Below are 25805 nucleotides of genomic sequence, written 5' to 3'. Positions count from 1 at the left end.
CTTCTTTTGGCGACGCAAAAGAAGGTAGGTGCGCCGCCGGGCGCACACCCCGGCCTCCGCCCTTCAAAAGAAAACAGAAGCATCCACAGCCACAAAGCCGCAAAGCTCAAAAAAACAGATCAGCCCACCGTATCCCGGCTAACCCCAGCCGTCTGGCTGAACCCACCATCCACATACGTGATCTCAGCCGTCATCCCCCCGGCCAGATCCGACAGCAAAAACGCCGCCACATTCCCCACGTCCTCAATGGTCACATTGCGGCGCAATGGAGAAGAGTCCGCCACCATCGACAGCAGCTTGCCAAAGTCCTTGATCCCGCTGGCAGCCAGCGTCTTGATCGGCCCGGCGCTGATGCCGTTCACACGCATGCCCTTGGGCCCCAGCGCCTCGGCCAAATAGCGCACGCTGGCTTCCAGGCTGGCCTTGGCCAGGCCCATGGTGTTGTAGTTGGGGATGGTGCGCAGCGCGCCCAGGTAGCTCAGCGTGATCAGCGACGATTTTTCGTTGAGGTAGGGCAGCGCCGCCTTGGCCATGGCCGGGAAGCTGTAGGCGCTGATGTCGTGCGCGATGCGGAACGACTCGCGCGACAGGCCTTCCAGGAAGTCGCCGGCGATGGCTTCGCGCGGAGCAAACCCGATGCTGTGCACGAAGCCGTCGAACTTCGGCCACACCTGGGCCAGGTCGGCGAACATGCGGTCGATCTGCTCATCGCTGCCCACGTCGCAGTCGAAAATGAGCTTGGAGTCAAACTCGGCCGCGAAGTCGGTGATGCGGTCCTTGAAGCGCTCGCCCACATAGCTGAAGGCAAGTTCGGCACCCTGCGCGTGGCAGGCCCGGGCGATACCGTAGGCGATGGAGCGGTTGGACAGCACGCCCGTGATGAGCAGCTTCTTGCCGGTCAGAAAACCCATGGTTTGTTCTCCTGTGGAATTGGGGGAAATAAGTGGCGATGCAGGGCCGGGGGTAATCACCGCGTATGGATATGCGCCATCCGCTGCAGGGCCGGCCGAACGTAGTGCAGAATTGTCGCATGCGGTTTTGGCTCACTTTTTTGCTGATGGGTTGTTGCACGGCACCGGCCTGGGCCGCGCACGGCTATGCGCTGTGGGGTGACCTCAAGTACCCAGCCGGCTTTGCCCACTTCGACTATGTGAATCCCGATGCACCAAAGGGGGGCGAGCTGCGCATGGTGAGCAACCTGCGCTACTCCACCTTCGACAAGTACAACCCCTTCACCATGAAGGGGTCGCCGCCGGCCTACCTGTCGGACCTGCTGTTCGAGACACTGCTCACCGGCTCCATGGACGAGACCGCTTCGGGCTACGGCCTGCTGGCCGAGGACGTGGACGTGGCGCCCGACCGGCTCAGCGCAACGTTCCGCCTGCGGGCCGAGGCACGCTTTCACGATGGCAGCCCCGTGGAGGCGGCCGACGTCAAGCACACCTATGAGACGCTGATCAGCCCCCAGGCCTCGCCTGGCTACGCCACCTCGCTGCAGGAAGTGGCCGGCGTGGACGTGGTCGACAAGCGCACGGTGCGCTTTCGCTTCAAGCTGCCCAACCGCGAACTGCCGCTCACGGTGGGCAGCCTGCCCATCTTCAGCCGCGCCTGGGGCCGCCAGGCCGATGGCAAGGCCAAGCGCTTCGATGAGGTCGTGACCGACACGCCCATCGGCAGCGGCCCGTACCGCATCGGCCCGGTGGCCTTCGGGCGCGATATCACCTATGCGCGCGACCCCAATTATTGGGGCCGCAACCTGAACGTGAACAAGGGCGCGTTCAACTTCGACAACATTACCGTCAAGATCTACAAGGACAACACCGCCCGGTTGGAGGCCGTGAAGGCCGGCGAGTTCGACTTCATGACCGTGTACTCGGCGGGCGACTGGGCGCGCCGCATCAACGGCAAGCTGTTCAAGCAGGGTGTGCTGGTCAAGAAGGACATGAAGCACCGCCTGCCTGCAGGCTTTCAGAGCTATGTGCTGAACACCCGCCGGCCCATGCTGAGCGACCCGCGTGTGCGCGAGGCGCTGGGCCTGGCCATCGACTACGAGTGGATGAACCGCCAGATGTTCTACGGCGGCTACCCGCGCGTGACCGACCTGTTCGGCAACACCGACTGCCAGGCCACCGGCACCCCCGGCCCCGAGGAGCTCAAGCTGCTGGAGCCCTGGCGTGGCAAGGTGCCTGAGGCTGTGTTCGGCCCTATGTACCAGCCGCCGGTGACCGAGGGCGAAGGCCATTCGCTGCGCGAGAACCTGCGCCGAGCCCGCCAGCTGCTGGCCGATGCGGGCTGGACCTACCGCGACGGGGCCCTGCGCAACGCCAAGGGCGACCCCATGGTGATCGAGTTCCTGGACAGCAAGGAGGGCGGTGCCCGCACCGTGACCCCCTGGATACGCAATCTGGAAAAGCTGGGCGTCACCCTGCGCTTTGCCACGGTGGACTATGCCCTGTACCAGCAGCGCCTGGACAAGTTCGACTTCGACATGATCAGCCTGGCGTTTCAGGGCACCTACAACCCGGGCCAGGAGATGCAGGAGTACTTCGGCAGCAAGCGCGCCGATGTCGAGGGCGCTGGCAACTACACGGGGGTGAAGAGCCCGGCCGTCGACGCCATCGTCACCAGACTCACGCGCGCCGACACCAAGGCCGAGCTGCTGCCCGCCTGCCGCGCGCTGGACCGCTTGATCATGCACAGCCACTACCTGATCCCGCAGTGGACCCTGTCGTCGCACCGCGTGGTCTACAACCAGCGGCGCCTGGCCTACAAGGAGCCCATGCCCCCCTATGCCAAGGCAGAAGAGTGGCTGATGTTCTCCTGGTGGAGCATCATCAAGCCATGACGGCCCAGCCCTCGATGCAGCCCTGACCCCTGGAGCCCAGCCACACGCCATGCTTGCCTACATCGCCAAACGCCTGCTGCTCATGCTGCCCACCCTGTTGGGCGTATTGCTTTTGACCTTTGCGGTGATCCAGTTTGTGCCTGGCGGCCCGGTGGAGCAGTACATGGCCGAGGCGCGCGCCGCAGCAGGCAAGGGGCGCGGTGCGGAAGGCGGCGGCATGGTCTACCGAGGTGACCAGGGTGTGGATCCCAAGCGGGTGGAGCAGATCAAGGCGCTCTATGGTTTCGACAAGCCCGCGCACGAGCGCTTCTTCATCATGCTGGGCCAGTTTGCGCGCTTCGACCTGGGCAAGAGCTTCTTCCAGAACAAGAACGTGTGGGAGCTCGTGAAGGAAAAGCTGCCTGTCTCCATCAGCCTGGGGCTTTGGACCTTTTTCATCAGCTACCTGGTTGCCGTACCGCTGGGCGTGGCCAAGGCGGTGCGCGCGGGCTCGCGCTTCGACCTGGTGACCACGCTGCTCATCCTGGTGGGCTATGCCATACCGGGCTTCGTGCTCGGGGTGGCGCTGCTGGTGATTTTTGGCGGGCAGCTGCAATGGTTCCCGCTGCGTGGACTGGTGTCGTCCAACTGGGACCAGATGACCTGGGGCGCGCGCATCGTCGACTACCTGTGGCACATCACCCTGCCGGTCACGGCCATGGTGGCCGGCAGCTTTGCGGTGACGGCCATGCTCACCAAGAACGCCTTTCTCGAAGAGATTCGCAAGCAGTACGTGCTGACGGCGCGGGCCAAGGGCCTGTCGGAGCGGCAGGTGCTGTGGAAACACGTGTTCCGCAACGCGCTGATTCCCATCATCACCGGCTTCCCTGCCGCCTTCATCGGAGCCTTTTTCGCCGGCTCGCTGTTGATCGAGACGCTGTTCTCGCTCGACGGCCTGGGCCTGCTCGGCTACGAGAGCGTGATCCGCCGCGACTACCCCGTGGTGCTGGGCACGCTGTACCTCTTCACCCTGATCGGCCTGGTCACCAAGCTCATCAGCGACCTGTGCTATGTGTGGGTTGATCCCCGCGTGAAGTTTGACTGACCGCATGAACCTGCCCTCTGCAAGTCCCTCCAGCAGCACCGCAGCCGCCATGCCGGTTGCCCCGCCAGCCGCCTCAACGGCCCCCGTGTCCCTTTCTCCCTCGCGCCGGGCCTGGCTGCGCTTCAAACGCAACCGCCTGGGCTTGTGGAGCCTGGTGATCTTCTGCGTGCTGGTGGTCATCAGCCTGGCGGCCGAGCTGGTCAGCAACGACCGGCCCCTGATCGTGCGCTACGAAGGGCAGACCTACTTCCCCATGCTCCAGACCTACCCCGAAAAGACCTTCGGTGGTGATTTCGAGACCCCCACGGACTACCTGGACCCCTTCATTCAGCAGCGCTTGAGCGCCGGCAGCAACTGGGCGCTCTACACCCTTATCCCCTACGGGCCCACCACCCTCAATTACTTCGCCAAGGAGCCCAATCCATCGGCCCCCACGCGGGACAACTGGATGGGCACCGATGACCGCGGCCGGGACATGGTGGCCCAGTTGCTCTACGGCTTTCGCGTCAGCGTGCTGTTCGGCCTGGCACTGACCTTCATCGGCACCGTGCTGGGCATCATCACCGGCGCGATCCAGGGCTTCTTCGGCGGCAAGACGGACCTGGCGTTCCAGCGCTTCATCGAGATCTGGGGCTCCATGCCGGAGCTGTACCTGCTCATCATCTTCAGTGCGCTGTTTTCGCCCAGCATCTCGCTGCTGCTCATCCTGCTCTCCCTGTTTGGCTGGATGGGCCTGTCGGACTATGTGCGCGCCGAGTTCTTGCGCAACCGACAGCTCGACTACGTGAAGGCCGCGCGCGCCCTGGGTGTCAGCAACGCACAGATCATCTGGCGCCACATCCTGCCCAACAGCCTGACCCCTGTGGTCACTTTTCTGCCGTTTCGCATGAGCGCCGCCATTCTGTCGCTCACCGCCCTCGACTTCCTGGGCCTGGGTGTTCCACCCGGCACGCCCAGCTTGGGCGAGCTGCTGAGCCAGGGCAAGAACAACATCGATGCCTGGTGGATATCGCTGAGCACCTTTGCCGTGCTGGTGATCACCCTGCTGCTGCTGACCTTCATGGGCGATGCGCTGCGCGACGCCCTGGACCCGCGAAAGGCCGACAAGTGAGCGCCGCATCCAGTCCAGGCATGGCACCTTCGGGCCCTTTGCTCGATGTGCGCGATCTCCATGTGCACTTCGGCACCAAGGAAGTGGTGAGCGGCGCCAGCTTCACCATCGCCCCCGGCGAAAAGCTCGCCCTGGTGGGCGAATCGGGCTCGGGCAAGACCATCACCGCGCTGAGCCTGCTGCGCCTGGCGGGCGATGCCCGGGTCAGCGGCCAGGCGCTGCTGCGCGGGCGCGACCTGCTGGCGCTGAGCGAGCGTGAGATGCGCGGCGTGCGCGGCGGCGAGATCGCCATGGTCTTCCAGGAGCCCATGACGGCGCTGAACCCGCTGATGACCATAGGCCAGCAGATCGCCGAGATCCTGCAGCTCAAGAAGGGCCTCACGGGCGCGCAGTGTGCCCAGGCCGCCATCGAGCTGCTGGCCAAGACCGGCATCCCGGAGCCTGCGCGCCGGGCCAATTCTTTCCCGCACCAGCTCTCGGGCGGGCAGCGCCAGCGCGCCATGATCGCCATGGCCCTGGCCAGCGAGCCGCAACTGCTGCTGGCCGACGAACCCACCACTGCGCTCGACGTGACCCTGCGCGGCCAGATCCTTGACCTGTTGTCCGACCTGCAGCGCCAGACCGGCATGGCCGTGCTGCTCATCACCCATGACCTGAACCTGGTGCGCCGCTTTGCTGACCGCGTGGCCGTGATGGAGCAGGGCGTGCTGGTGGAGCAGGGCGCAGTGGCCGAGGTGTTCGGTGCGCCCCAGCATGCCTACACCCGCAAGCTGATGCAAAGCCAGCCCCAGCGCGACGTGACCGAAATCGCACCTGCACCCGGCACCCCGCCCGTGCTGCAGGCCAGCGACCTGCGTGTGGTCTACCCCACGCCACTGCCTGGCTTGCGTGGCTGGTTCAAGAAGGGCGAGTTCGTGGCCGTGCAGGGCGCCAGCCTGGCGCTGCCACCCGGCCGCACGCTCGGGGTAGTGGGTGAATCGGGCTCGGGCAAGTCCACCCTGGCCCAGGCCATTCTGGGGCTGCTGCCGTTTGGCGGATCGCTGCAGGTGGCGGGGCAGGGCTGGCAGGCGCCGGCCATGCGCAACTCGCCGGCCAACCAGCAACTGCGCCGCAAGGTGCAGGTGGTGTTCCAGGACCCGTTCTCATCGCTGTCGCCACGCCTCACGGTGGAGGAGATCGTGGGCGAAGGCATGCGCGTGCACGAGCCCACGCTCAGCGTGGCCGAGCGGCGCACCCGCGTGGAGGCGGCCCTGGCCGAGGTAGGCCTGGCCGAGGCGCAGTTCCCTGGCCTGCTGGCCCGCTACCCGCATGAATTCTCGGGCGGGCAGCGCCAGCGCTTGGCCATTGCGCGCGCCCTCATCGTGCAGCCGCAGCTGCTGGTGCTCGACGAGCCCACCAGTGCGCTCGATGTGACCATCCAGCAGCAGGTGCTCAAGCTGCTGCAGCGCCTGCAAAAGGAAAAGGGGCTGAGCTACCTGCTCATCACACACGACGTGCAGGTGATACGCGCCATGGCGCACGAGGTGCTGGTGATGAAGGACGGCAACGTGCTCGAAAGCGGCCCCGTGGGCCAGGTGCTGGATGCACCGCAGCACCCCTACACGCAGCGGTTGGTGGCCTCTGCCGGGCTGGACTGATACGGATTTGCCTTCAACCGGCTAGCGTCGTTGGGTCGCCTTGCCGTGCTATGGCACTGTCTGCGGCTTACCGCCTAGCTATCCGATTGAATGCAAATCCGTATGAGGTTCGCGTGCGCGCACGCGGTAGCCGGCCGACAGCAGGTGCAGGTCCCAGCGCTGTTGCACCGCACCCCATATTCCCTTGGGCAGGAACAGCGCAAACAACATGGCGACGGCCCCCAGCCCGATGAGGTAGGCCACGCCCTGGCCGCCCCACCAGGTCTCCACCGCAAAGAACAGCAGCGCGCCCAGGATGGGGCCTTCCATGGTGCCGATGCCGCCCACCAGCACCATGAAGATCATGTAGGCCGTCCATTGCACGCTGAAGTACGTTTTGGGCTGAAAGCTGATCGACGTGGCCAGCCACAGCCCCCCGGCCAGCGCGCAGCCGAACGCCGACAGCACGAACACCAGGCGCTTGACGGCCACCACGCGCACGCCGATGGAGATGGCCGCCGTCTCGTTGTCGCGGATGGCCTGCGCCGCCGTGCCCACCTTGCTGCGCAAGAGCAGGAACACGGCCCCGCACAGCCCCGCCATGGCCGCCAGCGCCGCCCAGTAGGTATAGGCACGCCGCTCGCCCGCAGCGTACTGCTGCAGCGCAATCATGGAGGTACCGGTTTCGCCCTGCACCAGGCTGTCCAGGTTCACGCACAGGTGCGCGAGCGCGGCCACCACCCACATGCCGATGGCGAACTCACCGCCCTGCAGGCGCAGCATGAAGGCCGCCAGCGGCACCGCCACCAGCGCCACCAGCACGGCACCCAGCAACAGCGCGGGGTACGGGCCCAGGCCTGCATCGGCCAGCCGGACCATGGCGTAGGCACCGAGCCCGAAGAATGCCTGGTGGCCAATCGACACCAGCCCGGCATAGCCCGCCAGGGCGTTCCACATCACCGCCAGGATGACGTAGATGAACAGCGTGGTGAGCCGGTCCACCGTGCCCGCCTGCAGCCACAGCGGACCCAGAAAGAGCACGGCCAGCAGCGGCACGGCGGCCCCGGCGCAGACAGCGGATGTACGCGTCCAGCGCTGAATGGTCCAGGCGGGCTGGCCCACGGGTGCAGGAGAAGGGGAACTCATAGGGAGGCTCATGGTGTGGGCTGACGGCGGGTGGAAAAGAAGCTGCGCAGTGCGCCGCTCGCGCAGAGCCGGGCCAGCAGGATGGCGAGGAAGGTGGCATGCCCGGCGATCAAAAAGCCCTGGGGATGCACCTGCGCCCCCAGGTTCTGCGCCACGCCCAGCACCACGCCGCCCAGCAGCGTGCCCCACAGCGAGCCCGCGCCGCCGATGATCACGGCCTCGAACGCAAAGATGAGCTGCTGTGGCCCCGAGAACGGGTCGAACGTGGCCCGCATGGCCAGCGATGCCCCGGCCAGGGTAACGGTGACCATGGTGATGGCCGAGGCCGCTGCAAACACGGCCCCGGTGTGCACGCCCACCAGGCGTGCGGTGTCGGCGTCTTCCGAGGCCGCGCGGATCTGCCGCCCCAGCGCCGTGTGCGCCAGCATCGCGTGCAGTCCGCCCAGCAGGGTCACCGCAAACACCAGCACCATGGCGGGCAGTTGCCCCACGTAGATGCCGCCGGGCAGCTCCCAGCTGTCGTAGGCCAGCGTGCCGATGGCGGTGGCCAGCGAACGGGTGTCGGCGCCGAAGTGCTGGAACAGCAGGTTGTCGATCACACTGGCCAGGCCGAAGGTGGCGAGCAGGGGCACCAGTGCCCCCAGGCGTGCGCTGCGCTCCAGCACCAGCCGGTGCAACACCCAGCCCAGCAGCGCCATGGCGGGCAGCACCGCCAGCAGGGCCAGCAGCGGGTGCCAGCCCATGGGCTCGGCCAGCAGCCACAGCAGGTAGGCGGCCACCACGGCCAAGCTGCCATGGGCCAGGTTGATGATGCGCATGACCCCGAACATGAATGACAGCCCGCAGGCCAGCAGGGCGTAATAGCCCCCCAGCAAGAGGCCCTGGATGATCTGGTTGAGCAGGTTCATGCGGCCACCTTGTAGAGGTTGTCGGCAGACGCCTCGCCTGGGCTACCTGCGTGGTGAACGGTGCGCGCGCTCTCAGGCCGCTGCGCACCGAAGTAATGCGCGGTGATCTGCGCACGCGAGAGTTCGGCCGCAGGCGCATCGGCCACCACGCGGCCTTCAAGCATGCAGACGATGCGGGTGGCAACGGCCTGCACACGCTGCAGGTCCTGCTCCACCAGCACCAGGGGGGTACCCTGTCCCACCACGCCGCGCAGCGCGTCGTACACACCTTGCACGGCCAGGGGCGACAGGCCTAGTGATATTTCGTCGAGCAGCAGCAGGCGCGGGTTGGTCATCAGCGCGCGGCCAATGGCCACGGCCTGCTGCTGCCCGCCCGACAGCTCGCCCGCCCGCGCATGCAGCTTGGGCTGCAGCTGGGGGAATGCACCGAGCACCGTGTCCAGCGTCCAGGGCCCGCGCCGGCCGGCCGCCCGCGCCACCAGCAGGTTCTCGCGCACCGTCATGCCGGCAAACAGGCGCCGCCCTTCGGGCACCAGGGCCAGCCCCCGGGCCACGCGCTGGTGGGCGGGTAGGCAGGTGATGTCCTCGCCGTCCCACCGCAGCGTGCCGCTGCTGGCGCGGTGTGCGCCGGCCACGGTGCGCAGCAATGTGGTCTTGCCCGCGCCGTTGGCGCCGACCAGGGCCAGGATGTCGCCCGGGTGCACCTGCAGCGACACGCTGCGCACGGCAGGCAGTTGCCCGTGGTGGGCGTCCACAGAACCGATGTCCAGAAGGGCGCTCATGCCGCCACCCCGCCCAGATAGGCCTCGACCACCGTGGCGTCGGCCAGCACGGCCTGCGGATCGCCACTGGCGATGACCCGGCCGCCCTCCATGCACACCAGGCGCGTGGCCACCTGCAGCAGCACATGCACGAGGTGCTCTATCCAGACGATGGCGATGCGGTGGCTGCGGATGGCGCGCACCAGGTCCACCAGTTCGCTCGCCTCGGCATCGGTCAGGCCGCCGCCGATCTCGTCGAGCAGCAGCACGGTGGGCTGTGTGGCCAGCGCGCGCACCAGCTCCAGCCGCTTGCGGCCCAGCAGGCCCAGGGTTTCCGCGCGGCGGTTGGCCAGTGCCCCCATGCCGCACAGGTGCAGGGCCTCCATGGCCCGGTCGCCCGCATCGCGGGCGTTCAGGCCGGCGCCGTGCGTGGCGGCGGCCAGGACGTTCTCGAACACCGTCATGCCCAGGAACGGTCGCGGCACCTGGTGGGTGCGCGCAATGCCTGCGCGGCAGCGGTCTGCCGCGCCCCAGGCGCCCACGTCCACCCCCTTGAACCAGACGGTTCCCTGGCTGGGCGCATGCGCCCCGGCCAGCACGTTCAGCAGCGTGGTCTTGCCCGCACCGTTGGGCCCGACGATGCCCACGGCCTCATCGGCGCCCACGGAAAAGTCCAGCCGGTCCAGCACCTTTAGCGCGCCAAAGCGCATCCCTATGCCCTGGGCATTCAGCAGCAACGGGCCGCCCGCAGGCAGGCCTCGTGGTTGTAGATGTGCCATGGCCGCTCAGCTGTAGGACTTCAGGGCCGCCGCGACCGGAATGCTGCGGTCGTTGGCGTTCTCGGTGATGCTGATGTCCAGCTTGAACTTGCTGCCCTGCGCAGGTTTGACCCACTGCGCACCCACCACCGGCGTCACCGACACGTTGGGCACGGGCCCTTTGGCAAAGTCCACCGGCCCCTGCATGGTGGTGGCCCTGAGCGTGCTGATGGCACGCGCCAGCGCTGCCTTGTCGCGCGGGTTGGTGCTGGCCTTCAAGGCCTCGCTGCCCGCATCGAACAGCGACATCGTGGAGCCCAGCATCTGCGTCCACTGCTTGCCCGTGGCAGCCTCGTAGGCATCGGCCAGTTGCACCCCGGTGAGCCCGGTGAGCGGCGATGCATAGGGAAAGGTCTTGTGCCAGAAGCACCCCGCGCCCAGGTTCACCGCCAGCGGGCCCAGGGCCTCCACCTGCGAGGGCACGAGGCCGGTCTTGGCGATCTGCGCGATCTTCACCATGCGCGTGTAGCCCTGCTGGGCCGCCTGCCGCCAGAAGGTGGCGAAGTCCGGCGGAATGGGGAAGGTGTTGAAGACCTCGCAGCGCTCGGCCTTGAAGCGCGCTATCTGCGCAGAGAAGTCGGTGGTGCCGTTTTCATAGGGCCCTGCGTCCACCACAGTGAAGCCGGCCTTGCTGAGCTCGGGCGCCAGCGTGGCGCGGATGGCGTTGCCGTCGGCGTCGTTGGGGTAGAGCACGCCGATCTTCCGGTTGGTGGGCACCAGGGAGAACTGCGAAAGGTAGGACTTGGCGAACCCGCCACCGCCGAACGAGAAGTGGTAGGTCCACTTGAAGGGCGAAGGCGCGCCGGGCTTGGCGCCCCGGCCGAAGTACCAGGCCTCCCACGGCATCACGGTGGACAGGCAGGGCACGCCCGCCGCCTCGCACGCATCCGACACCGGGTTCACCGTCTCGGGCGTGGTGGTGGTGAGCATGAGGTCGATCTTGTCGTTGTTGATCAGGCCCTTGGCCAACTGGCTCGCGCGAGCCGGGTCCGACTGGGTGTCGCGGTCCAGGATCTCCACCGCGTATTTCACACCGCCGATGGTCAGGCCTGCGGCCAGGGTCTTGCGCACCTGCGCCAGGATGAAGCTGTCGGTCTCGCCCAGTGCGCCCAGCGGCCCGGTGCGGGGGCTGATGAAGCCCACCTTGAGCACGGGCGCCGCAGCGGCCGCCTGGGCCCACAGCGGGCCGGAGCCCAGCGTCAGGCTGCCGGCACCCGCCGCAGTGATCAAGTCACGGCGCGAGAGTTTGCGGGGCGTGGCCGTCTCGGCGGCCACGGGGAAGGATGGAAGTGTATTTTTCATGGTGATTTCTCAGAGAGTGGTCGTGGGGTTCAGAAAGGCACGGTGGTCTTGAGCCAGAACTGCGAGCCCTGGGCGCGGTTGCGCACACCGAACTCTCTCTCGAGCTTGGCGGTGATGAGCCAGCCCTTGCCGTCGGCGTAGCGCACGGAAGGCCCGATCGACTGGCTGCGGCCACGCGAGCCCGCCAGGGCCACGCCGCCCACCTTGTCATCGCTCCATTGCCGGTACAGGTAGCCGCCCACGCCCAGCACCCAGCCATTGCCCAGGCCCCAGCCTGCGGCGTAGTCCACGATGAGCTCGCGGCCCGAGCGGTAGTCGGTGTCGCTGTTGGTGCGGTTGAAGTTGAGCGTGGCCTTCACATCGCCGTTGAAACCGGCGGGGTCCGTGAAGGTCAGCACACCCAGGGGCTGCACCGACAGGTAGTTGCGGCCAATGTTGGCTTGGCGCGTGCGGTCGTAGGCCCCGGTGGGCAGCACGGCGTCCAGGCCCAGCACGCTGTGCAATTGGGCCGAGTGGTGCCAGGCCACCCCAGCGCCCACCGTCACGTCGCCCAGGCCGGTGCGCGAGTCGCTTGCGCCGCCGGCCCGCACCGACAGGTCCACCAGCGGCAGGATGGCGTGCGCGGTCACCTGGCCGCCCAGCGCCTGCTGCAGTGTGATCCAGATCAGGCGCGTGGCCGCTGCCGCCGCGCGCACCTTGAAGCCGGGGATGGGCAGGGCATTGCCCTGGCCATCGTTCACGCGGCTGGTGGTGTAGTAATTCAGGTACTCCAGCACATACAGCCCGGGCGGCGGGGCAGCACCGGCCATGAAGTTCTCGGTGCCCAGCGGGTAGGTGGAGCCACCGCCTTCGGTGGCGAAGGCGGCCGTGGACGAGGAGCAGGCCAGTGCCGCCAGCGCCAGACGGATATTTCTCGTTTTCATGTTGTCTCCTGGTTCATTCGTGTTGTTCTTCATGCACGCAGGCTCACGCCACGGCGTGCGCCGTTGGGCTTTGGGTGATGTGGCGGGTTGCCGGAGGCCGTGGCTGCGTCAGGCAGGGGTGGTGCGCTGGCGAGCGGCCATGAAGCGCCCGGCCTGCTCCAGCGACGCCAGGGCTTCATCGAGCACGGGAGCGAACAGCTGCCAGCAGTGCACCATGCCGTCCCACAGGCTGCATTCGACCGCCCCGCCCGCCGCCTTCAGGCGCGCGGCCATGGTCACCGCGTCGTCACGCAGCCTCTCCCGGCTGCCCACCTGCAGTTGCACGGGGGGCAGGCCCTGCAGTTCGGCGCTGTAGAACGGCGTGACGGTGGGTGAGCGCACATCGCCACCGGGCACATACATGGCGTTGAAGAAACCCATGAGCTCGCGGGTGATGAACGGGTCATCCACCGTGCGGTGCGATTCGCCCTCGGATGCCACATCAAGGGCCGGTGACAGCGCCACGATGGCCGCCGGCAAGGCCAGCCCCTGGTTGCGGGCGCGCACCGCGGTGGACAAGGCCAGGTTGCCGCCCGCAGAGTCGCCCGCCAGCGCAATGGCCGACGCGGCGTAGCCGTTGGCCAGTGCCCACTGGTAGACCGCCAGGGCATCGTCGTGCGCTGCGGGTGCCGGGTGTTCGGGCGCCAGCCGGTAGTCCACGTTGAGCACCTGCGACCCGCTGAACTGCGCGAGGTACGAGCACAGCGCCCGGTGCGAGGCCAGCGAGCCAAACACGAAGCCGCCTGCGTGGTAGTAGATGATGAGCTTGCGCGGGTCGGACTGCGGCGTGCCCAGCAGCTCTGCCGCCATGCTGCCGCCGGCTGCATCTGGGATGCGCAGGCTTTCTATGGCCAGCCCCTGGGCCAGGGGCATCTGCGAGTTGCTGGCGTCAAACCAGGCGCGCAGCTGCGCGGGGCTGGCCTGTGCTGGTGGCGGGTTCTGCGCGGCCATCTGCAGGATGGCCTCAAGTTGTTGTGCGGACATGGGCAATCCCCTCGCTCAGAGATAGGTCGAGGCCAGCCCGCCATCCACAGGCAGGTTGATGCCACTGACCCAGCGCGCCGCGTCGCTGCACAGGAAGGCGATCACGGGCGCCACCTCGTCGCTGAAGGCCGGGCGCTTCATGCGGTGCGCGTCTTTCTCCACGCGCTCCTGGCCCAGCATCTGCACGAAGTCGCCCAGGATGGGGGTGAACACCGGGCCCGGGGCCACGCAGTTCATGCGCACGCCGCGCTCCATGAAGATCTTCTGCGACTGGGTGGCGCTCCAGACGATCAGCGCCTCCTTGAAATACTGGTAGCAGGTCTCCTGAGGCACCGGGTGGCTGGCGAGCCACTGAGCGCCCGCTTCGAAACTGGTGGTGGCGCCCAGGGTGCGGTGTTGCTCCAGCCGCTCGGGCCACTGGGCGCCCAGGATGGAGGCGATGTGGACGATGGAGCCCCCCTCGGGCATGCGCTCAAGCACGCGCTGCGTGAGATGGCGCAGCCCCAGGTAGTTCACCCGGCCTACCAGTTCGGCGGCCGCTGTGCCGGGCACGCCGGCAATGTTGGCCAACGCGTCCACCTGTGCGGGCAGTTGCGCCACGGCGATGTCGATGGCCGCGGGGTCGCCTAGGTCCACCTGGATGAAGCCGTCCAGGGTGAGCGTGGGTGCGTTGCGGTCCATGCCGACCACGCGGGCGCCCTGCTGGCGCGCCAGCTTGGCGAAGTCGGCGCCAATGCCCGAGCAGCAGCCCGTGACGACGATGGTCTTGTTGTGCAATGCCATGAATTTGTCTCCTGTGGATGTTTTTTGGGGGAAGCCGTTGCCGTTCTGTCGGTCAGAAAGGGAAGGGCGGCGGTGCGTCCTTGATGGTGATCCACTGCCACTGCGTGTACTCATCCATGTCGGCCGGCCCGCCCACGCTGCCGCCGTTGCCGCCCAGGCCGGGGCCGCCGAAGGGGTTGGTGCAGTCGTCGTTCACGGTCTGGTCGTTGATGTGGACCATGCCCGCGCGCAGGCGCTGGCCGATGGCCATGGCGCGGCCCACGCTGGGGCTGATGACAGCGGCCGACAGGCCCCCCTGGCTGGTGTTGGCCAGGGCCACGGCCTCATCGTCCGTGCGGAAGGTGACGAGGTTGGCCACCGGGCCAAACGGCTCTTCGTCGAACGAACGGATGCCGGGCCTGACGCCCGAGAGCACCGTGGGCTGGTAGCACAGCCCATGGTAGGTGCCACCCGCTTCGAGCCTGGCGCCCTGCTGGATGCTGTCGTGGATCACCCGGTCAAAGCGTTCGAGCTGCTTCGCATCGATCATCGGCCCCAGGGCCACCTGGCCGCTGGCGCCGTCGCCCACGGGCAGGTGCCTGGCCTTGCCCACCAGGCGCTGCAGGATGGCGTCGGCAATCGACTCGTGCACCAGGATGCGGTTGGCGGCCATGCAGATCTGGCCCTGGTGGAACCACGCGCCGAAGGCTGCTGCGCTGGCGGCAGCATCGGGGTCTGCGTCTTCCAGGATGATGAGGTTGTTGGCCCCGCCCAGCTCCAGCGACACCTTCTTGAGGTGCTGCCCCGCCAGCGCGCCGATGCGGCGGCCCACGGCGGGCGAGCCGGTGAAGGCGATCATGGGCACGCGCTCGTCCACCACCAGCGCCTCGCCCGCAGCCGCGTCGCCCGGCAGCACCTGCAGCAGGCCGGCGGGCAGCCCGGCCTCTTCGAACACCCGGGCCATGATGAAGCCACCGCTCACGGGGGTGCGCGTGTCCGGCTTGAGCACCACGGCATTGCCCAGCGCCAGGGCCGGGGCCACCGAGCGCAAGCCCAGGATGAGCGGAAAGTTGAAGGGCGAGATCACACCCACCACGCCATGCGGCACGCGCCGTGCAATCGACAGGCGGCCCGGGGTGCTGGGCAGCACCTGGCCCTGGGCCTGCATGGGCAGGCTGGCGGCCAACTGGCACAGGGTGATGGCCTCGCGCACCTCGTGCTGGCCCTTGGCCAGGATGCCTCCGGTTTCGCGGGCAATGGCCAGCGCCAGTTCGTCAAAGTGCTGCTGGAACACGGCGGCCGCCCGGTGGAAGATGGCGGCGCGCTCGCGCGGGCCCAGCGCTGCCCAGGCCGGCTGCGCCCGGTGCGCCAGGCCGATGGCTGCCTGCATGTCCTGCGCATCGGCAATGCCCACGCGTCCGAGCACCTGGCGCGTGGCCGGCTCCACCACGTCGCGCACCTCCTTGAGCGCCGTGGCCCATGCCCCGTCGAAGGCCTTGCCCGCCCACAGGCGGTTGTCCAGCAGGCCTGGTTTTTCTGAAACACCCATTGCATTGCTCCTTGGTTGAAAGAATCGGCGCGCACTGTGGCGGCAACTGCACAGGGAGTTGCAACGGGCGTACCAGCCCTCTGGGCAAGGCGGCCGAAAACAGCCTCTGACACCTGCTTTTTGAGAGGCGAGGCTACGGACTTTCCCTAGGCCACCAAGCGCCCGGAGTGGGCGACTTTTTGCGCAAAAATAGTTACTATCAATAATCAGTTTGGGCAATGGCAATTGCTCAAATGATCACTTTTCGATCACTTCCTGGTAACCACCATGCCCAGACGCCGTGTCTCCCTGGCCGACCTGAACCGCAGCACCGCCACCGGCAATGCCGAGGGATTGCCGGGGCCTGCGCTGCCGGGCGCGCTGGGCGGGTTTGACACCGTGGGCGTGAGCCAGCACGCCCACCCCACGGTGGCGGACATCAGCGAATGCCTGTTCTTCTCGCCGGGAGACGGCCGCATCTGGCTGCAGGACCAGCGCATGATCCTGTTGCACTCCGAGGCCCTGGGCTCGCTCAGGCGCGAGCTGATCGACAGCATTGGCCTGGACAAGGCGCGCGGCCTGCTCACCCGCGCCGGCTACGTCGGTGGCGCGCGCGATGCGCGCATGGTGCGCCAGCAGTGGCCCGACGCCGATCCCCCGGCCGCCGCCATCGCCGGCACCCGCCTGCATGCGCTGGAAGGGGTGGTCCAGGTGGAGGTGGTCCACGTGCGCTACGACGCCGAGACCGGTGACTACGAGGGTGAGTTCATCTGGCACAACTCCAGCGAGGACGACGAGCACATCGCCGCCTACGGCGTGGGGGGGTCTCCGGCCTGCTGGATGCAGGTGGGCTATGCCACGGGCTATGTGAGCACGCTGTTTGGCCGCATGATCGTGTTCCGCGAGGTGGAGTGCCGCTCGTCGGGCTCGTCGCACTGCCGCGTCATCGGCAAGTCGGCCGAGCGCTGGGATGACCCCGGGCAGGACCTGTTCTACCTGAACGCGCAGGACTTCGTGGGCACCCCGCCCGCTGCGGCCCGGGCGCCATCGCGCAAGGGCACCCTGGGGGCTTCGCCGGGTTCGGTGGCCGCGGCGGGGGCTCCCGCCGCCGATGGCGCCACCATGGTGGGCGCCTCATCGGCCTTCAATGCCGCGTGCCACATGCTGCAGCGCGTGGCGCCCACGGCTGCCACCGTGCTGTTTACCGGCGAGTCCGGCGTGGGCAAGGAGATGTTTGCCAGCATGCTGCACCGCATCAGCCCGCGCCAGTCCCACCCCCTGGTGGCGCTGAACTGCGCTGCGATCCCCGAGACACTGGTCGAGTCCGAACTGTTTGGTGTGGAGCGCGGCGCCTATACCGGCGCGGGGGCATCGCGGCCCGGGCGGTTCGAGCGCGCCCACGGCGGCACCCTGTTCTTGGACGAGATCGCCACCCTCAGCCTGGTGGCGCAGGGCAAGCTGCTGCGGGCCCTGCAGGAAGGCGAGATCGAGCGGGTGGGCGGCACGCGCACCATCACGGTGGACGTGCGCGTGGTGGCCGCCACCAATGTGGATCTGCGCCAAGCCGTGCGCGAGGGCACTTTCCGCGAAGACCTGTACTACCGGCTCAACGTCTTTCCCATCCACCTGCCGCCGCTGCGCGACCGGCGCGATGACATCCCGCTGCTGATGAGCCACTTTCTGGCGCACTACCAGCGCAAGCACCAGCGCCAGGGTCCGGGCTTCAGCCAGGCAGCGGTGAAGGCCATGTTCAACTACCCTTTCCCGGGCAACATCCGCGAGTTGCAGAACCTCATCGAGCGCAGTGTGATCCTCGTCAACGATGGTGAACCCATCGCGCCCCACCACCTGTTTAGCAGTGGCGAGCAGCCTGGCACCGGCGTGATGTCCCTGCAATTGGGTGCCGACAGCACCGCAACCCTGCACATGCCCTGGGCGGGGGGCAGCCCCCCGGCAACCCAGGCCGCTGCAGCGGCCATGCCCGGGGTGGCCCCGCTGCACCAGGCCGAGGCCCAACTGCTGCGCCAGGCACTGCACAGCGCCGCCGGCAATGTGGCCTCTGCCGCCCGCCTGCTGGGCATCAGCCGCGCCACGCTGGCCTACCGCTTGCGCAAGTTCGGCATTCCTGCTGGTCGACCCTGAGGGATCACGCGTAGGTATCGAGCTGGCTGCCCAGGCTGGTGGAGGCCTGGGTTTCGGTTTTGGCGCGCTGCTCGCGTGCGGCCTGGGCTGCCACCTCGGCCTTCTGGGCCTGTGCGGCCTGCTGTTCCTGCTGCCGCGCGCGCTGGATGGCAGCGATCTGCGCCTGCACCATCTGGATCTGGGCCTGCAGCAGCTTGACCTTCTCCTTCTTGGCCTTGGCGTCCATGTCGGAGGTGGCCACGTTCTTGAGTTCTTCGGTCAGGGACTGCAGCTGCTTTTGCAGCTTGCCGATCTCGCTGCCGCCGCCGCTGCTGGACGAAGACACCTTGCCGGCCGATGATGAGGAGGAGACTTGCATGCCTCCCTTATCGGCAGGGTGGGCGCAAAACTTTAGTGCGGTGTGGGGTCTCTCAACTCTTCGATTGGGCTGCCGGAGCCGGGCCATCCTGCGCTACCCACAGCACCTTGTCCACCTGCACCCCGAGTGCCTGGGCCTTGGCCAGCAATTGCTCGCGCACGCCGGGCGGCAGTGTCTTGGTGCGCGACAGGATCCAGAAGTAACCCCGGTTGGAGCCGACCACCATGGACCACTGGTAGTCCGGGTCCAGCGCCACTACGTTGTAGCCGCCATAGAAGGGGCCGAAGAACGAGACCTTGAGGGCGCCCTTGTCGGTCTCGCCGGCAAAGCGGGCCTTGCCCTCGGCCTCTTTCCAGCGATCCCGGCCGGGGTCGAAACCGCGGTTGATCACCTGGATGGTGCCGTCCGGGTTGGGGAGGTAGTTCGCCGTGGTCTGCTGCAGGCCGCGCTCGAACGAATGGTCCAGCCGGGCCACCTCGTACCACTGGCCTGCATAGCGCTGCGCGTCGAAGCCTGCCACCGGCTCAATACCGGCCGGTGGGTGCGTGGAGCAGGCCGTGAAGAACAGCACCGCGCCCAGTGCCAGCACGCCAATGGTGTTGGGCAGAAAGCGGCGGCCCACGGAGCGCGCTGCACCGGGGCGGGCAGCGGTGTGCTGTGGATGTTGTTCTGGCGTGTCTCGCATGGCTCGCAGTTCAATCGTGTCAGGCATGGTGTTGTCCCTGGCTGAGGGGTTCGTCGCAGTCCTTGGCATGGGCCGGCCATTGGGGCGGGCGCTGCCTGTTCTGCGGCGGTGTGGTCAATGTAGTGAGGGCACTGGCCGCCGCGTGTAGGCGCGCGCTGGCATCCCCTGTCGGCGGGAAGGGGGCTGCGCGGCCATGCTGCGCAGCGCCCCCTGGACACCGCCGCGCATCACACCATGGGGCGGCGCCGTTGCAGTCGGGTGGGCTGGAAGTCCGCCTTCGTTATTGCCACAAAAGTCACGGTTTGACGGCAGGAGTGGGGCGGCCGTACTGCCCGCGCAATCCCCGCGCCTGCTGGCACAGAACTTGAAGGCTCCCAGGGGGCAGGGCACTGCAGGGTAGAGTGGCACCAACCCTGTGCCGTATGGCGCGCCCAGTTCTGTTCCCCCGCTTGCATGAGGTCCTTCGCATGACGACAACATCCACCGTCCCCGGTACAGCGTCCACCGCTCCCGCCAAGGATTCGCCTCCCGTGGTCGATCACCTGCGGTTTCTGCGCAAGCATGAGCATCTGTCCCCGGCCTTCGGCAACGACGGCTTCGCGCGCAAGGCCGAAGCCTTTGCACGCGTGTTCGGTACCCCCAAATTTCTGGCTGCGCAGACCGCATTCGTTGCAGTCTGGATCATCGCCAACATGACGGGCGTGGCCAAATTCGATGCCTACCCCTTCATCTTGCTCAATCTGGCATTCAGCCTGCAGGCGGCCTATGCCGCCCCCCTGATCCTGCTGGCGCAGACACGCCAGGCCGAGCGCGACAAGGCGCTTGCCGATGCCGATGCCCAGCACCGTGAAGACCTGGCCCGGGCCACCGAGCAGCGCCAGGCGATTGCCACCCAGAACACCGCCCAGTTGATCGAGTTGCTGGAGCAGAACACCCGCCTGACCGAGATGACCAAGAAGCTCAGCGAGCGCATCGAAAGCCTCACGGTGGAAATGCACCACCGCATGCACTACGTGCCCGCCCTCGCGCGGGCCCAGCAACAGGCCGACCAGCCGGGCATCCAGCAGTCTGGCGGGCCCGGCAGCAGCTATGGCGGCAGCGGTGAGGGCGGTCCGCGCCAAGGATGATGGACCACGCCATGTTCGCTCGCTACCCGCTTCCTGCCACCGATGGCGCCACAGCCCTCGGCACGGCTTGCGACCTGCAACTGCTGCAGGCCCACTTCGTGCCGGGGCGGCCTCTCACGCTGCTGTACTTGGGGCCGGAGCGCACGCTGATCGTGCCAGTGGACCCCGCCGGCGCTGCCCCGCATGGTGCCGCGATCACCCTGGCCCTGGGCACGCACAAGACCGCTCGCGCATTCTTCCGCCGCGACATACCGACCCCGTTGGAGCTGGAAAACGCCATCGCCAGCGTCGAAGACGAGGTCTACCTGGCCCACCGGCAGTACGCTGCGCAGGGCAATGCGCGGGGTAGGGCCTGGTGGTCCACCGACCCGCATCTGGTGGCCCTGGCTGAGCTGGCCGGCGTGCCGCGTGCACCCGCCATGCTGCTCACGCTGGAGGCCATGGAGCGCCTGTTCCAGCGCCTGGCCGTCGTGTCCGAAGGCCGGCCCGCTGCCAGCGAGGGCCTGCCCGAGAGCGTGGAGTTCGCCACCACCTTGCTGTTGCTGCGCGAGCTGATGCACCACATGCCTTTCGGGCCGTTGCATCTGGTGGCGCGGTAGCCTTGACAGGCCGCTACGGCACCCGAACGAAGTACTCCTTGAACTCCCATCGGGTGATGATTGCGTAGTAGCGCTCACCTTCACAGCCCAGTTTCGTGTCAACATCTTCACCCAGCAGCTGCCTGGTCAGGACCATCCAATCCGGACCCCGGCTCTTGATGCGATAGGCATTGAACTGCAAGGGTTGTGCATCCGTTTCGTCCTCGAAATAGGATCCGTGGTTTCGAGGGCCGAAGATGACGACCAGCTTTCCAAAGAAGTTGTTTTCGAAAAGCGCCTTGGCCTTGTCGGAAACGTCGGGATGCTTGCGCATGTCTTCCAGCGTCAGTGCTTCATGGGATTTCCACAGGCCAAGAAAACAAGCTGGTGGTCCTTCAGCTTCAGCCCAAGCGATCGAATGGCCGAACAGTAAGGTAAGCATCAAAAGGGCAGAGCGCATCAAATGGGTCACAGGTCCTGTCAGTACTTGATTATTGTCAGTTCGTCTTCTGTGGATTCAATGGCTCCGTAGCTACTTGCTCTTTGCCCCCTGTGCCCGCCACTCCCGCGGCGCCTGCCCAAAACGCTCCTTGAACGCCCGGCTGAAATGCGCCGCGTCGTTGAAGCCCCAGCCGAACGCGATCTCCGCCACCGAGGTCTTCGTGCGGCGTGCATCCAGCAGCTCGCGGCTCGCGCCATCCAGGCGCTGGCCCCAGAGGTAGTGCGATGGTGACTGCGGCTCGGCCTTGAACAGGCGGTGCAGGTGGCCGCTGGACATGCCCAGGTCGGTGGCCACGGATTCGATGGTCAGCGCCGGGTCGCGCAGCCGGCCATCGATGTGCCGCTTGATGCGCGCCACATGGTAGGCACCCATGGTCGAGGGCTCGGCCCGGCTGCAGGCGGGCAGCGACTGCAGGCCGGCCACCAGCACGCTGATGACGCCGCTGGCCACGGCAGCGGCCGAGGCGGCGGGCAGGGTGTCCACCTCGCCGCGCAAGGCGGTAACCATGCTGGCCATCAGGTGCCCGGCCCCGCTGCGGCCCGAGACGGTGGTGGCCGTCAGTTGCTCGGTGCCCGCCACCAGCGCGCGCAACTGCTCGCCGCGCAGCTTGAGCACGATCTCCTCGAAGTCCTCGCTGAACTGCAGGGTGTAGGGCCGCGTGCTGTCGTACAGCGCAAAGTCGCCGGGGGCGACGGCGGCGTCGCGCCCGTCCTGCGAGATGACACCGTGCCCTTTGGTCTGCAGGCTCACGATGAAGCAGTCGTCCGTGGCGCGTGAGATGAAGCTCGGCGTGCGCACCACGCGCTGCGCGCAGGAGCGCACCACCGACAGGTCCAGCCCCGGCAGGTGGTGGCTCTGGATGGAGCCGCCAAAGCGGTCGCCACGCGGCGCATCGCATTCGAGCTGCACATAGGTGGTGCAGATCATGTCGGTCCAGTAGGCCAGCCGGTCGCGCGGGGCGATGGGGTCGGTACTCAAGAGTTGGCTCATGGCGGGGTCTCAAGCGGGCATGCGGAGGAAGGGAGCGGAAGCACCCATCATCCTCCGGGCGCGCCCATTCTTCAAGCAAGGCCTATGCCGGTTAACCCCAGGTGGCGAGCCTGGATCAAGCCTTGGGAGACTTTCAGTCAAGTCGCCGTCCGCGTGGCTTTGCGGCAAGAGCCGCGAGACCCACAGGCAAGACGGCGCGCTGCTTCGGCCCGAGCATTCGGGAACCGCAGCAGGCATTGCCCGCGCACGGCCCCAGCCCCCCTTCAACTTGATCGACAGGACCCATCCATGCCCGCCACCCTCCACCCCAAGCTGCGCGTAGCCGCCGTCCAGGCCGCGCCCGTGTTCCTCGACGTCGACGCCACCATCGACAAGACCATTGCGCTGATGAAGGAGGCGGCCAGGCAGGGCGCGCAACTCGTGGCCTTCCCCGAAACGTGGATCCCCGGCTACCCCTGGTGGATCTGGCTCAACTCGCCCGCCATGGGCATGCAGTATGTGCAGCGCTACAACGACAACTCGCTGGTGGTCGGCTCGGCCGAGTTCCAGCGCCTGGCGCAGGCCGCACGCGACATCGGTATCTGGATGTCCACCGGTTACAGCGAACGTGCCGGCGGCAGCCTCTACATCGCCCAGGCCCTGTTCGACGATCAGGGCCGCGTGGTCAAGACGCGGCGCAAGCTCAAGCCTACCCACGTGGAGCGCACCGTGTTCGGTGAGGGCGACGGCAGCGACCTGGCGGTCATGCCGACCGCCATCGGCAATGTCGGCATGCTCGCCTGCTGGGAGCACCTGCAGCCCCTGAGCAAGTACGCCATGTACGCGCAGAACGAGCAGATCCACATCGGCGCCTGGCCCAGCTTCTCTTTGTACCGGGGTGCGGCCAACGCCCTGGGGGCCGAGGTCAACAATGCCGCAAGCCAGATCTACGCGGTCGAAGGCGGCTGCTTCGTGGTCGCGCCGTGTGCCACCGTGTCGAAGGAGATGCACGCCATGCTCTGCACCGACGACCTGCAGCGCCAGTTGCTGCTCGAAGGCGGCGGTTTTGCGCGCATCTACGGCCCTGACGGCGCATTGCTGGGTACACCGCTGGGCGAGAAGGAAGAAGGCTTGGTGATTGCCGATATCGACCTGGGCACGATCTCCCTGGCCAAGACCGCCGCCGATCCTGCCGGCCACTACGCCCGGCCCGACGTCACGCGGCTGCTGCTCAACCAGACGCCGGGCGACCGTGTGGTCTCGCAGGTACCCGCCGGCATGGCGGCAGCGGCGGCCAACGAAGCCAGCGCCGAGCCCGCACCGGTGCTGGCCGAGTCCTGAGCATTGCGCACCGGAGCCGCGCCATGGAATCCGCCATCCCCACCCACCTGCAATGCCCGCGCCTGCGCCACCGCAGGGTGCCCGACGACTACGTGCCGCCATACCCCGCAACGGTCGCGCGCTACCGAGCGGAAGTCACGCGCGTGGTCATGGGTTACTTCGGCATCCAGCACCGGGCCGACGCACCGGCGCCGGCATTGGCCGCCCGGGCGCTGCACTGCATCACCAAGGCCTTTGCCGCAGCCAACGGCCCGGGCCACTGGGACCGCGCGCAGTGCGTCGACCAGGCGGGCTACCTCAACACCATCACCATCGGCTACTGGGACAACCCGGCCGCCTATGCGGCCTGGTTTGCCGAGCACGGCGAGCGCTGGGCATCCGGCGCGTTCAACGAGCCCGGGCTGGGCCTGTTCACCGAGGTGCTGCAGCCCGCAGCGGACCGCTTCGAGACGCTGTTTTCCAGTGATGGGATCGAGGGCGTGGCCGGTGTATCCGCCGGCCTGGGCGAGCCCATCCAGGAGCATGCCTACTGGGGCGGCATGCGCGACCGCCTGGCCCTGTCGCAGACCGACGGCATGTCGCCGGCCGGGGCGCCGAAGGTGGTCACCGAGGGCCTGCACCAGCGCGTGCTGCCGCACGAGAACCTGTGCCTCATCCGCTCCGGCCAGGACTGGACCGGCACCCAGGGCGACGAGCGGCGCATGTACACGGAAGAAGTGGAGCCCGTGCTGCGCACCGGCATGGATTTTCTGCAGCACCAGGGCCGCCAGGTGGACTGCTATGCCAACCGCTACATGAGCGTGGTGGACGCGGCGGGCAAGCCCATGGACAAGAGCTTCGGCATGGGCTGGTGGCGCAGCCTGGCGGCCCTTGAGCGCTGGGCCGAATCGCACCCCACGCACGTGGCCATCTTTGGCGCGGCCATGAAGTACCTGGGCACCATGGGCCCGGCGGCGCAGCTCAAGCTCTACCACGAGGTCACGGTGGCGACGGCGGCAGAGCAGTATTTCGAATACTTCAACTGCCACCCGCGCACGGGCATGCTGGGGGCGGCAGGGTAGGCGCTCCCTAGGGGCGGCACTCAACCCCGCTGGCAATCCGCCACGAAGGCGTCGAGCAGCGCGCCGAACTGCGCCGGGTTCTCCCATTGCACGGCGTGGCCGGCGCCTTCCACCACCTGCACCTTGCCGCGCCACAGGGTAGGGATGGTGGGGGCCAACCCGTCAAGGTAGGCCGCGTTCACGATCTGCTCGTGCGCGCCCTGCACGATGGCCAGGGGCCGGCCGATGGTGGCGATGATGTTGAGCTCATCCGCATAGCCCACGGTGCCTATGCCTGCCGCCAGGGATGCGCGGGCGTGGCCGTCCGTGCGGCGGGCGTCCTGCAGCATGAAATCGGCTGCAGCCACGCCGGGCGCCATGTAGTCGGCCACCCAGACGCGGGCGTCGTCCTCGGACCAGTCCTTGACGAAGCCCAGGCCGAGCTTGAGGAAGGCACCGCCGAAATCCGCCGTGGGCGGAAACGGCAGGGGCGGCGTGCCGAAGACCATGAAGCCCGCCGCCTGCGGCAGGGATGCCGCCGCTTCGAGCACGGCATGCCCGCCCAGGCTCCAGCCCACGAACACGGCGTTCTCCACCCCCATCTGGCCGGCCACGGCGCGGACCACATCGGCATAGCCGGGAATGCTGTAGACCGTGCTGCGCACCATTTGCTCGGCATCGGCGGACTGGCCGTGGCCCGGCAGGTCCGGCGCGATCAGGCGGTACTTCCTGCCCAGCTCGCCGGTGAGCAGGGGCTCCCACACGCGCGACGAGGAGGAGTTGCCATGCACCAGCACCACGGCCGGGCCGCTGCCGCCGCTGTCGTGCACCGAGATGCGCTCGGAGCCGATGGAGAGTACGCGGCTGGGCGATGCTTGGGCGTCGAAGGTCGAATCTGCGGACATGCGGTCGGGCTCCCTGGCGGTTGGTTCAATGGGCGAAATGTGGTGCACCCTCGGTTCACTGCGGCGGCAAAAAGGCCTCGGCCAGCCGTACCCAGAACGCGCCGCCCACCACGATGTTGCCGTCATGGAAATCGTACCCCGGGTGGTGCACCATGCAGCCGCCGGGGGCATTGCCGTTGCCGATCTGCAGGTAGGAGCCGGGCACCTTCTCCAGCATGAAGGCAAAGTCCTCGCTGGCGGGCAGGGCCGCGGCCTGCAGCGTCACGCGCTCGGGGCCCAACAGGTCCAGGGCCACCTCGCGCGCCAGTTCGGTCTCCGCCGGGGTGTTCAC

General features: G+C 67.6%; 25 protein-coding genes. 9 read left to right on the top strand and 16 right to left on the bottom strand.

Annotated features, from left to right (window positions below; all coding sequences use genetic code 11):
• Positions 1-119 precede the first annotated feature (119 nt).
• Positions 120-911 (bottom strand): enoyl-ACP reductase FabI, encoded by a 792-nt coding sequence (gene fabI, locus ASE31_RS30445; protein WP_057206960.1) that lies wholly within the window; start codon positions 909-911, stop codon positions 120-122.
• A gap of 119 nt (positions 912-1030) precedes the next feature.
• Here fabI and ASE31_RS30440 point away from each other — a divergent pair, with 119 nt between their 5' ends.
• Genes ASE31_RS30440 through ASE31_RS30425 form a run of 4 tightly spaced genes read left to right on the top strand, consistent with a single transcriptional unit; the run spans position 1031 to position 6677 of the window.
• Complete coding sequence (locus tag ASE31_RS30440) at positions 1031-2845, top strand: extracellular solute-binding protein (RefSeq protein WP_057206958.1); 1815 nt, start codon at positions 1031-1033, stop codon at positions 2843-2845.
• Positions 2846-2894: 49 nt separating this feature from the next.
• On the top strand, positions 2895-3929 hold the full coding sequence (locus tag ASE31_RS30435; RefSeq protein WP_057206956.1) for a microcin C ABC transporter permease YejB: 1035 nt from the start codon (positions 2895-2897) through the stop codon (positions 3927-3929).
• A 4-nt stretch (positions 3930-3933) separates the two neighbouring features.
• On the top strand, positions 3934-5040 hold the full coding sequence (locus ASE31_RS30430) for an ABC transporter permease (protein WP_057206954.1): 1107 nt from the start codon (positions 3934-3936) through the stop codon (positions 5038-5040).
• Positions 5041-5060: 20 nt separating this feature from the next.
• On the top strand, positions 5061-6677 hold the full coding sequence (locus ASE31_RS30425; RefSeq protein ID WP_057206952.1) for an ABC transporter ATP-binding protein: 1617 nt from the start codon (positions 5061-5063) through the stop codon (positions 6675-6677).
• Between the two features lie 78 nt (positions 6678-6755).
• Here ASE31_RS30425 and ASE31_RS30420 read toward each other — a convergent pair whose 3' ends face one another.
• The 9 genes from ASE31_RS30420 to ASE31_RS30380 all read right to left on the bottom strand — a co-directional run bounded on the left by ASE31_RS30420 (position 6756) and on the right by ASE31_RS30380 (position 15848).
• Complete coding sequence (locus ASE31_RS30420) at positions 6756-7802, bottom strand: branched-chain amino acid ABC transporter permease (RefSeq protein ID WP_057206950.1); 1047 nt, start codon at positions 7800-7802, stop codon at positions 6756-6758.
• An 8-nt stretch (positions 7803-7810) separates the two neighbouring features.
• Positions 7811-8710, bottom strand: coding sequence for a branched-chain amino acid ABC transporter permease (locus ASE31_RS30415; protein ID WP_200961185.1), 900 nt, complete (start codon positions 8708-8710; stop codon positions 7811-7813).
• On the bottom strand, positions 8707-9492 hold the full coding sequence (locus ASE31_RS30410) for an ABC transporter ATP-binding protein (protein ID WP_057206948.1): 786 nt from the start codon (positions 9490-9492) through the stop codon (positions 8707-8709). The genes ASE31_RS30415 and ASE31_RS30410 overlap by 4 nt, the downstream gene beginning before the upstream one ends.
• Positions 9489-10250 carry an ABC transporter ATP-binding protein gene (locus tag ASE31_RS30405; RefSeq protein ID WP_057206946.1) on the bottom strand — a complete coding sequence of 254 codons (762 nt, stop codon included), beginning with the start codon at positions 10248-10250 and terminating at the stop codon, positions 9489-9491. The genes ASE31_RS30410 and ASE31_RS30405 overlap by 4 nt, the downstream gene beginning before the upstream one ends.
• A gap of 6 nt (positions 10251-10256) precedes the next feature.
• The gene (locus tag ASE31_RS30400) at positions 10257-11591 is read right to left on the bottom strand and encodes an ABC transporter substrate-binding protein (RefSeq protein WP_057206944.1); all 1335 of its coding nucleotides are present in this window, start codon (positions 11589-11591) and stop codon (positions 10257-10259) included.
• A gap of 29 nt (positions 11592-11620) precedes the next feature.
• Positions 11621-12514, bottom strand: a complete 894-nt coding sequence (locus tag ASE31_RS30395; RefSeq protein ID WP_057206943.1) for a transporter — start codon at positions 12512-12514, stop codon at positions 11621-11623.
• 108 nt (positions 12515-12622) lie between these two features.
• A complete protein-coding gene (locus ASE31_RS30390) occupies positions 12623-13537 on the bottom strand; it encodes an alpha/beta hydrolase (protein ID WP_057206941.1) in 915 nt (304 codons plus the stop codon).
• 15 nt (positions 13538-13552) lie between these two features.
• Complete coding sequence (locus ASE31_RS30385; protein ID WP_057206938.1) at positions 13553-14320, bottom strand: coniferyl-alcohol dehydrogenase; 768 nt, start codon at positions 14318-14320, stop codon at positions 13553-13555.
• Between the two features lie 52 nt (positions 14321-14372).
• Positions 14373-15848 (bottom strand): benzaldehyde dehydrogenase, encoded by a 1476-nt coding sequence (locus ASE31_RS30380; protein WP_057206936.1) that lies wholly within the window; start codon positions 15846-15848, stop codon positions 14373-14375.
• 267 nt (positions 15849-16115) lie between these two features.
• On the opposite strand from ASE31_RS30380, the gene ASE31_RS30375 reads away from it, so the two are divergent.
• Entirely contained in the window at positions 16116-17969 is a 1854-nt protein-coding gene (locus ASE31_RS30375) for a sigma-54-dependent Fis family transcriptional regulator (RefSeq protein WP_057206934.1), read from the top strand.
• Positions 17970-17973: 4 nt separating this feature from the next.
• Here the strand turns inward: ASE31_RS30375 and ASE31_RS30370 are convergent, their stop codons facing one another.
• Positions 17974-18327, bottom strand: coding sequence for a FlxA-like family protein (locus tag ASE31_RS30370; protein ID WP_082604452.1), 354 nt, complete (start codon positions 18325-18327; stop codon positions 17974-17976).
• A gap of 52 nt (positions 18328-18379) precedes the next feature.
• A complete protein-coding gene (locus ASE31_RS30365) occupies positions 18380-19039 on the bottom strand; it encodes a lipocalin family protein (RefSeq protein WP_082604451.1) in 660 nt (219 codons plus the stop codon).
• 440 nt (positions 19040-19479) lie between these two features.
• Here ASE31_RS30365 and ASE31_RS30360 point away from each other — a divergent pair, with 440 nt between their 5' ends.
• Both ASE31_RS30360 and ASE31_RS30355 read left to right on the top strand, forming a co-directional pair.
• The gene (locus ASE31_RS30360; protein ID WP_082604450.1) at positions 19480-20139 is read left to right on the top strand and encodes a DUF1003 domain-containing protein; all 660 of its coding nucleotides are present in this window, start codon (positions 19480-19482) and stop codon (positions 20137-20139) included.
• Between the two features lie 11 nt (positions 20140-20150).
• A complete protein-coding gene (locus tag ASE31_RS30355; protein WP_157412719.1) occupies positions 20151-20738 on the top strand; it encodes a hypothetical protein in 588 nt (195 codons plus the stop codon).
• Positions 20739-20751: 13 nt separating this feature from the next.
• On the opposite strand, the gene ASE31_RS30350 is transcribed toward ASE31_RS30355, so the two are convergent.
• Both ASE31_RS30350 and ASE31_RS30345 read right to left on the bottom strand, forming a co-directional pair.
• A complete protein-coding gene (locus tag ASE31_RS30350) occupies positions 20752-21189 on the bottom strand; it encodes a hypothetical protein (protein ID WP_157412718.1) in 438 nt (145 codons plus the stop codon).
• 60 nt (positions 21190-21249) lie between these two features.
• Positions 21250-22209: a helix-turn-helix domain-containing protein gene (locus ASE31_RS30345; RefSeq protein ID WP_057206925.1), complete on the bottom strand. Its 960-nt coding sequence runs from the start codon at positions 22207-22209 to the stop codon at positions 21250-21252.
• A 288-nt stretch (positions 22210-22497) separates the two neighbouring features.
• Here ASE31_RS30345 and ASE31_RS30340 point away from each other — a divergent pair, with 288 nt between their 5' ends.
• Both ASE31_RS30340 and ASE31_RS30335 read left to right on the top strand, forming a co-directional pair.
• Positions 22498-23529 (top strand): carbon-nitrogen hydrolase family protein, encoded by a 1032-nt coding sequence (locus ASE31_RS30340; protein WP_057206923.1) that lies wholly within the window; start codon positions 22498-22500, stop codon positions 23527-23529.
• A 23-nt stretch (positions 23530-23552) separates the two neighbouring features.
• Positions 23553-24590, top strand: a complete 1038-nt coding sequence (locus tag ASE31_RS30335; protein ID WP_057206921.1) for a phenylacetaldoxime dehydratase family protein — start codon at positions 23553-23555, stop codon at positions 24588-24590.
• 20 nt (positions 24591-24610) lie between these two features.
• On the opposite strand, the gene ASE31_RS30330 is transcribed toward ASE31_RS30335, so the two are convergent.
• Positions 24611-25474, bottom strand: coding sequence for an alpha/beta fold hydrolase (locus tag ASE31_RS30330; protein ID WP_082604448.1), 864 nt, complete (start codon positions 25472-25474; stop codon positions 24611-24613).
• A 55-nt stretch (positions 25475-25529) separates the two neighbouring features.
• On the bottom strand, positions 25530-25805 hold a 276-nt coding region (locus tag ASE31_RS32915; RefSeq protein ID WP_369819508.1), incomplete at its 5' end, for a M20/M25/M40 family metallo-hydrolase.

This window comes from Acidovorax sp. Root217, from assembly GCF_001428645.1.
Lineage (GTDB): Bacteria > Pseudomonadota > Gammaproteobacteria > Burkholderiales > Burkholderiaceae_C > Acidovorax.
Note: the sequence above shows the minus strand (reverse complement) of the source record. Positions and strands in the feature narration are given on the sequence as shown.

Coding starts and splice junctions, on each gene's coding strand:
- fabI (WP_057206960.1), bottom strand. CDS start 911: ATGGGTTTTCTGACCGGCAAGAAGCTGCTCATCACGGGCGTGCTGTCC.
- ASE31_RS30440 (WP_057206958.1), top strand. CDS start 1,031: ATGCGGTTTTGGCTCACTTTTTTGCTGATGGGTTGTTGCACGGCACCG.
- ASE31_RS30435 (WP_057206956.1), top strand. CDS start 2,895: ATGCTTGCCTACATCGCCAAACGCCTGCTGCTCATGCTGCCCACCCTG.
- ASE31_RS30430 (WP_057206954.1), top strand. CDS start 3,934: ATGAACCTGCCCTCTGCAAGTCCCTCCAGCAGCACCGCAGCCGCCATG.
- ASE31_RS30425 (WP_057206952.1), top strand. CDS start 5,061: ATGGCACCTTCGGGCCCTTTGCTCGATGTGCGCGATCTCCATGTGCAC.
- ASE31_RS30420 (WP_057206950.1), bottom strand. CDS start 7,802: ATGAGTTCCCCTTCTCCTGCACCCGTGGGCCAGCCCGCCTGGACCATT.
- ASE31_RS30415 (WP_200961185.1), bottom strand. CDS start 8,710: ATGAACCTGCTCAACCAGATCATCCAGGGCCTCTTGCTGGGGGGCTAT.
- ASE31_RS30410 (WP_057206948.1), bottom strand. CDS start 9,492: ATGAGCGCCCTTCTGGACATCGGTTCTGTGGACGCCCACCACGGGCAA.
- ASE31_RS30405 (WP_057206946.1), bottom strand. CDS start 10,250: ATGGCACATCTACAACCACGAGGCCTGCCTGCGGGCGGCCCGTTGCTG.
- ASE31_RS30400 (WP_057206944.1), bottom strand. CDS start 11,591: ATGAAAAATACACTTCCATCCTTCCCCGTGGCCGCCGAGACGGCCACG.
- ASE31_RS30395 (WP_057206943.1), bottom strand. CDS start 12,514: ATGAAAACGAGAAATATCCGTCTGGCGCTGGCGGCACTGGCCTGCTCC.
- ASE31_RS30390 (WP_057206941.1), bottom strand. CDS start 13,537: ATGTCCGCACAACAACTTGAGGCCATCCTGCAGATGGCCGCGCAGAAC.
- ASE31_RS30385 (WP_057206938.1), bottom strand. CDS start 14,320: ATGGCATTGCACAACAAGACCATCGTCGTCACGGGCTGCTGCTCGGGC.
- ASE31_RS30380 (WP_057206936.1), bottom strand. CDS start 15,848: ATGGGTGTTTCAGAAAAACCAGGCCTGCTGGACAACCGCCTGTGGGCG.
- ASE31_RS30375 (WP_057206934.1), top strand. CDS start 16,116: ATGCCCAGACGCCGTGTCTCCCTGGCCGACCTGAACCGCAGCACCGCC.
- ASE31_RS30370 (WP_082604452.1), bottom strand. CDS start 18,327: ATGCAAGTCTCCTCCTCATCATCGGCCGGCAAGGTGTCTTCGTCCAGC.
- ASE31_RS30365 (WP_082604451.1), bottom strand. CDS start 19,039: ATGCCTGACACGATTGAACTGCGAGCCATGCGAGACACGCCAGAACAA.
- ASE31_RS30360 (WP_082604450.1), top strand. CDS start 19,480: ATGACGACAACATCCACCGTCCCCGGTACAGCGTCCACCGCTCCCGCC.
- ASE31_RS30355 (WP_157412719.1), top strand. CDS start 20,151: ATGTTCGCTCGCTACCCGCTTCCTGCCACCGATGGCGCCACAGCCCTC.
- ASE31_RS30345 (WP_057206925.1), bottom strand. CDS start 22,209: ATGAGCCAACTCTTGAGTACCGACCCCATCGCCCCGCGCGACCGGCTG.
- ASE31_RS30340 (WP_057206923.1), top strand. CDS start 22,498: ATGCCCGCCACCCTCCACCCCAAGCTGCGCGTAGCCGCCGTCCAGGCC.
- ASE31_RS30335 (WP_057206921.1), top strand. CDS start 23,553: ATGGAATCCGCCATCCCCACCCACCTGCAATGCCCGCGCCTGCGCCAC.
- ASE31_RS30330 (WP_082604448.1), bottom strand. CDS start 25,474: ATGTCCGCAGATTCGACCTTCGACGCCCAAGCATCGCCCAGCCGCGTA.